Here is an 8,664-nt window from a genome sequence, read left to right as displayed (position 1 = left end):
AAATTTTGTGGCGTCTTTATTATTAAACTCAAGGGATTTCACACAATTTGAGGATAATAACCATGAGCCAACTTGCATACTTACCAACTAGCACACAATTGACGAATAACTATTTGTTTATAGAGCATAGCTTTCCAGAACTTTATCGTTTAAGCCAAGAGGTAGAAAAATACTATTCAACGGATCACTCCTGCTGTTTATTAAAAGCGCGCATGTTTGTTGAACTGTGGTGCCATGAAGTAGGAGCAAAACTAAGTTTACATCCTCCCGTCGCCGGGGACTTAAATAGTAAAATAAAGCAAATTTCATGTAGTCATAAAGTACCTGGTTATATTCTTGATACACTGAATAAGTTACGTATTGAAGGTAATAACAGTGCTCATATTTCACAACGTTATGATGGTTCATGGAGCTGTGAATACGTATTAAGCAAATACAAGTTAGATAACTTGATGAAAAGCTTATTAGAGATCACCCAATATCTTGCTTGTAAATTAAATATGCAAAATGATTCTGAGTTTAATACGTGGCAAGAACCCACTAAATTAGCGCTGCAAGAAGATATTTATGGATCACTCTCAGGTAATAAAGAAGCGACATATTCACTTGCTAAACATTATGCAACAAAGATGCAACAAGCAACTGAACATAATCAACTATCAGGCAAAGAAAATAAAGCAAAGATGCAATTGCTACAGCATGATTTAGCTTACTGGTTGGCTCGTGCACATAAGCAAGATCACCATGAGACCTGGTTACTTTATGCTGAGGTTTATAAAAATAAATTCCTGCCATTACCCGAAAATGTAACCGTTGAAAGCTGTTTTAAAGAAGCTTTAGCAAATGATGAATCAGGTGAAGTAGCATCTCAATATGCGGCATACCTGTTACATAATTCTCAACATAAACGTGGTATTAACTTCATGCACCAAGCAGCTGAAAAAGCCAACCACGATGCAATTAAAGCGCTGCAAACTTATTACTACGAAAAAGACCAAAAGCAGTATTTAAAGTGGGTTGATGCCGGCATTAATGCCAAGGTAAAACAGTCTTTTACCTTGGACCTCGCGCATAAATTAGATCTTTTGGAAAACGATAAAGAAAATCAACTACTCCAAAAACAGGTAAAAACAGCACTCATTAGTGCGCAATCACATCAGTCAGAGGGTGTGAAATACTTTCAAGGTTATTGTGATTATTATGGTTATTGGGGTAAAAATCCCAAACCAGAGAAAGGTTTGAATGTCATGGTTGAGAGTCATGAGCAACTTCCTGCTTTCCTTTACTACCAAGATAAGCTGTTTCATCTATTAAAAGATCAACCTGAACATTCAGATCTTGCATTAGATATTTCAAGCAAAGCGCTATATTGCACTAGTGAAGAAAGTAAACCACAGATGCAGTTTGACCTTGCAATGTTAATTTGGCAAAAGCTGCAAGAAGATCACAAAGTAAAATCACCTCATTCATTGAAATTACTGATCAGGGAATCAGCAAAAAATGGCTGTGTTGATGCGCAGCAGTTTATAAAATCCCCAAAAGGCAAAGCATTAATGCGGGATAATAGTGTGGTGTGCCAAAAGGATTGCAAAAAATCAGTCGATAGAAAGAAACTGCAACAAGCGAAGAAAAGCGCACGCAAAGCAAAACGTTAGAAAATCATCTAACCATATGAAATATAAATCAAAAAATAAGCGGTTAAAGCTAGTATCACAGTCACTCTTTGGGTACAGTTAAATATTGTTATTGATGGAAAGTTGAGATGAAAAAGATATTGCTAGCGATTACGGGTGCAAGCCCGCAGGTGGTCACCGAAACCCTATATGCCTTGCATACTGAAGGAAAAACATTTCCCGAGGAAATGTACATCATTACAACTTTAGGCGCTAAAAACATGTTGTGTGAAGGTTTGTTTGAAAATGGTCATTTGGCTGCACTGCAAAAAGAATATGATATGCCGCCGATCAAGTTTGATGAGTCACATATTTGGCTGATTGAAAATGACCAAGGTGAGCCCATTGATGATGCCAAAAGCATTGCAGACCAAACTTTTATGGCCGACTTTATCACCCGTAAAGTATTCGACTTAACGCAAAACAATAATCTTGCCATACATGCCTCTATTGCTGGAGGACGTAAAACCATGGCTTTTTATTTAGGTTATGCGATGTCATTGCTGGGTCGGCCGCAAGACACATTAAGCCATGTTTTTGTAAATGATGAATTTGAATTTGTAAAAGACTTTTATTATCCAACTAAACAGAGTCATTTGATAACAGGAAAATACGGTCAAGGGAAGTTAGATACAAGCCAAGCGGTGGTTACCTTGGCTGAGATCCCCTTTGTGCGCATGCGTGAATCAGTGGATGCGCAGTTGATTAATTCCATGGGGAAAATGTCCTTTAGCCAAACCGTCTCAACGCTTAATGCAACGCACAGTAAAAGCTTAGCCATTACGTTAACCCGTAAAGCAAAAACACTATCAATTACCGGGGTGGATATAAAACTATCACCTAAAGAACTCGCATTTTATCATTGGCTGACGCAGCAAAAAGAAGGCATTAAAGTGGATCGACACTTTGATCAAAACAAACAACATGCCATCTCATTCTTGTCTGAGTTTAAACAAGTAGCCAGTGATCCTCGCGTTTTTAAAAGCAGCTTTGGTTTAGAGCCGGAAGATTTTAATGATGGCGACTTTAGGCAATTAAAAGCCATGGAAAATACTTTTGTGCAACAAAACCGCTCTGCCATCAATGCTAAGTTGAAAAAAGCATTGCCCAATGGCCTGGTTAATAAAATTGAAATAAAATCAGAAACCATTGAAAATATCAGTTATTACCATGCCGAAGCTGTAAAACAAAATATTGAGATTGAAATCAGCTAAGTTACATATTGGGAGTAGGTACATTTGAAAACATCACATAACTTTTAGCCTATACGCGGTAAGTAGCCTCAACTTGCGGAGCTGGGTGCCTATGCAGAACGATATGCAGTCAGTGCGCACAAAGCTCAATGGTTTAATTGCGCTATTATGTGTAAAAAATTATTGGTTCTCTTTATCGTGAGTTGTGTTTGCTGGTATTACCGACCGCCAATATTTACGACAAATTCAGCAGTCGTGCATTCACGGCTGTAGTTGACCAGTTAATTCTTGATAAATTCCATGCTGATCGCCGTGGTGATAACAAGTCTGCCCACGAATAGCGAATTTGGATATTATTTAGTTATTTCTTTTAATTTTCATCATCAGTATTTTTTAATTAAACGTCGACAGTCAAAGGAGAATTCATCTAATCGATGATGGCAAACTCCTATTTTTCTGAAGATGGTGACATTGTCTTTGCAACAGACATTCAGGGACTCATCCAGGGAAATTGGCCTTTGTTGCTGGAGGAAGGCTAAAGATTATAGGCTGACGCAGGGGAGCTAACAAAATAACAGTTGTTATTGATGTTTAGTTATCCGAGATCTTACAAACAGAAAGAAAAATGAAAACACTACTGATAGCAATAACTGCACTTGTATTGACTGCATGTTTATCAACTTAGCCAGTAAATAAGAGACTGTAATCATAAAAGGAAAAAGTTTTCCTTTAAGAGGCTTCTATGAATAAAACAACTATTCCGTCTAAATATTTAGATCGTGTCTTTAAAAAGCCAGAGCAATGGGGCCATCGAGGTGATCCTATGTTATGGGATTGGTTAAAGGACAAATTGACCAGCGCTAGCGATGAATCAACGGGTGAACAATTGCTGCGTGAGATACGTAATCACCTTGAAGAGTTTGGTGTAGATTTATCCGGTCGTTCTGATAAATCGCAAGATGACGTGCATATAAAGGCATTTGATAAAGGGGGAATGTCCGGTGGCTGCATTAGTTCACAATGGTGGGTAAGAAAAGGCTTGCCTCTTATTGAGCAGCGTTTAAATGATGTCAGCAAGGTTTTGGCTTTTAAAAAAATGATGTTGCCAAGAAATGTAGAAGAGCTGTTTTTTATCGGTGATATCCACGCTCAATACGAAAAATTGACCGATCTCTTAACGCATTGCGGTTATATTGAATCAGAGCCTGACAATGCTTTCTCCTACGGCAGATTAGTATTTCTGGGTGATCTTATTGACAATAAACCTGACTGGGGAGGTGATCACCTTTCACTGCTAAATCATATTAAAGATCTAGTTGATAAAAGACTGGCTTATTGCGTAATGGGCAACCACGAGTTTAACGCCATTGGCTGGAGCCTTAAAAAGCCAGACGGCAGTTATTGTCGGGATAGAAACAAATCGGGCAACCGTCGGCAGCATCAATTATTTCTTGAACAAGTGGGTGAAGATTCCAGGCAATATTATCAATGGCTTGAGTGGTTTAAAACCTTGCCTTTGTTTATGGATTTTGCCGATGTGCGCGTGATCCATGCTTGTTGGCATCAGGAATCTATCGATAAAATCCGTCCCTATCTGAATGATGATAGCAGTCTGAAAACCGAGTATTGGTATGCTGCCTTTGACCCTGAACATGAGTTATATCAGCTTTGTGAAACCTTGTTAAAAGGGCCTGAAATCGCGCTGCCTGAAGGCTGTTCATTTAAAGATAAAAATCAGATTGAGCGAAAAAATATCCGCGTCGGTTGGTGGAAAGCGCAAGAAGATATTAAAACCTTAAGAGATCTTGCTGTTGTGGCAAATGCCGAAGGAGATTGTATTCCGGATCTGCCTGTACAGGCTATGCATACCCGCTTCAATAAGGAGCAGGATGTGCCTGTTGTTATTGGTCTTTATACGCTTAATTCCACCGTTCCTTATTGTGTCGGGGATAAGGTGGTTTGTGTTGATTTTAATGCCGCGTCCCCCGGTAAAATACTTAATGGTTATGTGGTGAATGTGACGTCTTGGAAAAGTGCTGATCAGCTGATATCTGAAGATAATTTTTGCGCGATTGATTTGGTCAATGCAGATATTATCGTTTGGCTGGGAGTCGATAACATTTTAAGCGAATACCTTGAGACTATTGCGCTGCCGGAGCTGAATGAGGAACTCTCTGAGTCTTTACTCGAAAAAATAGGTGCAATTCTTAAACATGAATGGGCGCCACGAAACTCAGTTTTGAAGATTGAATATGATAATTATCTAGAGGATGTACTTAAGCTTGCGGGTGCTCAAAAAGAAGATGAACTGACTATGTATCTTTATTTTACTGAAAAATACATTCAAGGCATAGAAAGGGATCATGCAGTATCAGTGTGCAGAAGAGTTGCCAGCCATATCACTGCCATGGTTAAAAATGAATGGGTTAAGAATGAATCTGAGAAAGAGGCTGATTCACCAACCTATGATGAAGCATTACGAGCTAAGTTTATCTCCAAAGCTAAGGGTTCTTTATTGGGTCTTGCACTTGGCGATGCATTGGGAACCACCCTGGAGTTTAAAGCCAAAGACAGTTATCAGCCATTAACCGATATGGTTGGCGGAGGACCTTTCCGCTTAGAGGCTGGTCAATGGACGGATGATACATCAATGGCACTTTGTCTGGCTGATAGTTTGCTTGCAGTGGGTAGACATAATGCTGAAGATCAAATGCAGCGTTATAAAAAATGGCGAGATCTGGGTGAAAACTCGGTTACCGGAATATGTTTTGATATCGGCAATACAGTTTCAGCTGCTATCGATAAATATTCAGCGACAAAAGATGCAAATGCGGGCAGTCAAGAAGCTTATAGCGCGGGGAACGGCAGTCTGATGCGTCTTGCTCCGGTTGCGATATTTTATTCACCCGTTAAAAAGGTTGAGTTAGCTGAACTGTTAGACAAAGCCAGGTTATCTTCGATCGTCACACATGCTGAGGCAAGAGCAATTGAAGGTTGTCAGATTATGGCCTGGTTACTGTTTCAGATTTTTGATGGTGAGCAAAGTAAAGTCTCGCTGTTTAAAGGGCTTGCGGTTGCATTTACCGATCCCAATATCGATCTAAGTACCGATATGGAGAAAATTGTAGCGGGCAGTTTCTTAAAGAAAGAGAGAAGCCAAATAAGAGGAACAGGCTTTGTTGTTGATTCTCTGGAAGCGGCTTTATGGTGTTTTGCAAACAGCGACAGTTTTGAACAGGGCGCTTTATTAGCCGCAAACCTTGGCGATGATGCGGATACCACCGCCGCCATATTTGGGCAGTTAGCCGGAGCATTTTATGGTATTGAGCAATTGCCGGAGCATTGGCTTCGCAAGCTTGCATGGCGAGATAAGTTAGAGCAAACGGCTGAATTTCTGGCATTAACTCCGCCATTTTCGCAGCTGCAAGATATTATGAATGATTTCAAATCAGTTCTCTCGAACAAAAGTGATGACAGTAGATCTCAAGTCCATATGCCTCGTGAGCTAAGAAAGGATATTTACCGATTTAATATGGTACTCAATTACACTGGATTGGAAGATGAGATAAGAGATCCATACGAAGTTATCCAGCGATTTAATTATCTAGAATGTCTGCGTTATATCACTGCATTAATGAGAGGAGAGAAATTGAGTGCTGGAGGAATAACCCGCAAGGAAAGAAGCGGAGATATTGCTCTATGGGTGCAACGATTAACTGAGTTGTATGCATTTCGGCCACATGAGGAATATGGATATGATCAGAACTAAAGTGGAGTGAGAATATTTTCGATAAGAAAACCTCAGACGCGCTTAATGGATTAATTAAATCCGGTAAGATGAAGATCCGCAATTGAACTGGCTAAGTTAGTTAACGACAGATGAAGGGTAATTCAAAATAAAAAGCACCAATACAAGATGAGGTAGTCGCTGATTTAACCAATAACTTGCAGGGCGATAAATTACTGCTAAAGCGTTGTTCTTATGATTTTAAATCTATGCAACGTAGTTAATACCAATTCCGATAATTATTTGCTCATTTATGCTTGTTAAAATAAATGCTAGCAGCGTTATTGATTTTGTAATTAGAATAACTAGTTACTGCAATCAATGCCTTGCTTTCATTCATTTTTCCTGTGCCTAAATAGATCAACTATTCAACGGAGTTGGTAATAAAATAATAAGGAAAGTAAAATGAATGAACTAAAAAAATTGTTAACTGACTATCTAAAAATGCATAACCTCACCCGTAACACCTTTATTCAAAAACTAGGTTATAAAAACATAACTAAAGGATTAAGGCGGCTAGATGCATTTATTGAACACCCTAAAAATAATGTTTTTAAAGCACAACTCTGCAAGCAACTTGATATTTCGATTGAGTCTATGGATGAAATCATTAATAGGCAGATGGACCTAATCATTAAGGATAAAATCAAAAAATTTACCCCTCGTATATGGATTAAATGGAAAAAATATCCACTCCTATTAATGATGGATGATCGAGATTTAAACCATATATATGAAATAGAGATTCCCGAGAGCCTTTTAAATCTCCCCATTAAGCAACAATTGGAAGAAGTCTTTCATCTATATAAACAACATCAACTTGAGTTCTATGCTGATAAATTCAATTTTAAAAACTATACAGAGTTGGTAGGTATTACTGATTCAATATTAAAAAAGGGTCTTTATAAGGTTTGGCCTGTAAATGATGGTTTTACTTATCACAAAGCATTTAATGAAAGTTATCAATTTAATAGATTAGGTGAATAAATAAAGACGTAGAACCAAAATCATTAGCCACCACTAATTTAGAGGAATATTAATGCAAAAATTACAATTAAAAGAACGGCTATATTTTATCGGTGATGTGCATGCGCGGCACAGTAAATTGATTAATTTATTAGAAGTGATAGATTTTGATAGTAATAATTCTAATTCATCCGCAAAGAACGAACAATTGGTCTTTATTGGCGATCTAATCGATAGTGTTCCCGATTGTGTTAGCGAACATTTGACCTTACTTAACCATGTTGAATCTTTAGTTAAGAGCAACCATGCTTTTTGTTTATTAGGTAACCATGAATTCAATGCCATTGGCTGGGCTACACAGAAAGGACAAGGTAACTGGGCGCGTCCGCATACAGATAACAATAGAAACCAACACAACGCTTTTTTAGAGGCAGTAGAAGAAGGGTCAAAAGAGCATGAACGTTGGATCACTTGGTTTAAGTCATTGCCACTGTTTCTTGATTTTGAAGCAGTAAAAGCTATTCATGCTTGTTGGGATGAACAGGTAATTGAACGTATTAAACCCTATCTAAACCCAGATAACAGTTTAAAAGAAGCCCATTGGTTGGATGCTTTTGATGAAACCCATGAGTTATTCACATTATGCGAAACCTTATTAAAAGGGCCTGAGCGGCAGTTGCCGGCAGAGCAGGCATTTAAAGATAAAACGGGAAAAATACGTACTCAAAAACGTATTGAGTGGTGGGCAGATTCTGCATATAAAGAATCAATAGTCCCTATTGTGATTGGACATTATACCTTATCTGGTTTACCAAAAGCGTTATCTCAAAAAGTGGTGTGTGTAGATTACAATGCAGCAAAAGGAGATAACCCTTTAGTATGTTGTCAGTTTGAGTTAGTACCTGCGGATAAATCCTTACTTGCCACAAATAATCCTTTTTATTATTCAAATAAACTAAAACAGATGGCTTAGTTACTCAAGCAAACTTTAGTTTATCAAAATGAGATAGGTAGTTACCGACGAGGGAAGATAAGTTGGCAATGT

Annotated in this window: 5 protein-coding genes; all 5 read left to right on the top strand. The window is 38.3% G+C overall.

The features are described from left to right. The first annotated feature begins 62 nt into the window (after positions 1 to 62). The 5 genes from CXF72_RS07950 to CXF72_RS07930 all read left to right on the top strand — a co-directional run bounded on the left by CXF72_RS07950 (position 63) and on the right by CXF72_RS07930 (position 8,592). A complete protein-coding gene (locus tag CXF72_RS07950; protein ID WP_101038414.1) occupies positions 63 to 1,655 on the top strand; it encodes a DUF4145 domain-containing protein in 1,593 nt (530 codons plus the stop codon). 107 nt (positions 1,656 to 1,762) lie between these two features. Continuing rightward, positions 1,763 to 2,887 carry a CRISPR-associated ring nuclease Csm6 gene (gene csm6 / locus CXF72_RS07945; RefSeq protein ID WP_101038411.1) on the top strand — a complete coding sequence of 375 codons (1,125 nt, stop codon included), beginning with the start codon at positions 1,763 to 1,765 and terminating at the stop codon, positions 2,885 to 2,887. 721 nt (positions 2,888 to 3,608) lie between these two features. Beyond that, the gene (locus tag CXF72_RS07940) at positions 3,609 to 6,635 is read left to right on the top strand and encodes an ADP-ribosylglycohydrolase family protein (RefSeq protein WP_101038409.1); all 3,027 of its coding nucleotides are present in this window, start codon (positions 3,609 to 3,611) and stop codon (positions 6,633 to 6,635) included. 423 nt (positions 6,636 to 7,058) lie between these two features. Beyond that, positions 7,059 to 7,640, top strand: a complete 582-nt coding sequence (locus CXF72_RS07935; protein WP_101038407.1) for a hypothetical protein — start codon at positions 7,059 to 7,061, stop codon at positions 7,638 to 7,640. Positions 7,641 to 7,692: 52 nt separating this feature from the next. After that, positions 7,693 to 8,592 carry a metallophosphoesterase gene (locus CXF72_RS07930; RefSeq protein ID WP_101038405.1) on the top strand — a complete coding sequence of 300 codons (900 nt, stop codon included), beginning with the start codon at positions 7,693 to 7,695 and terminating at the stop codon, positions 8,590 to 8,592. The last annotated feature ends 72 nt before the right edge of the window (positions 8,593 to 8,664 follow it).

It is taken from the genome of Psychromonas sp. MB-3u-54, assembly GCF_002836415.1.
Lineage (GTDB): Bacteria > Pseudomonadota > Gammaproteobacteria > Enterobacterales > Psychromonadaceae > Psychromonas.
This window is presented reverse-complemented; position numbering and strand designations above follow the sequence as displayed.

Excerpts from the sequence above, each read along its gene's own strand:
- CXF72_RS07950 (WP_101038414.1), top strand. The coding sequence starts at position 63 with ATGAGCCAACTTGCATACTTACCAACTAGCACACAATTGACGAATAAC.
- csm6 (WP_101038411.1), top strand. The coding sequence starts at position 1,763 with ATGAAAAAGATATTGCTAGCGATTACGGGTGCAAGCCCGCAGGTGGTC.
- CXF72_RS07940 (WP_101038409.1), top strand. The coding sequence starts at position 3,609 with ATGAATAAAACAACTATTCCGTCTAAATATTTAGATCGTGTCTTTAAA.
- CXF72_RS07935 (WP_101038407.1), top strand. The coding sequence starts at position 7,059 with ATGAATGAACTAAAAAAATTGTTAACTGACTATCTAAAAATGCATAAC.
- CXF72_RS07930 (WP_101038405.1), top strand. The coding sequence starts at position 7,693 with ATGCAAAAATTACAATTAAAAGAACGGCTATATTTTATCGGTGATGTG.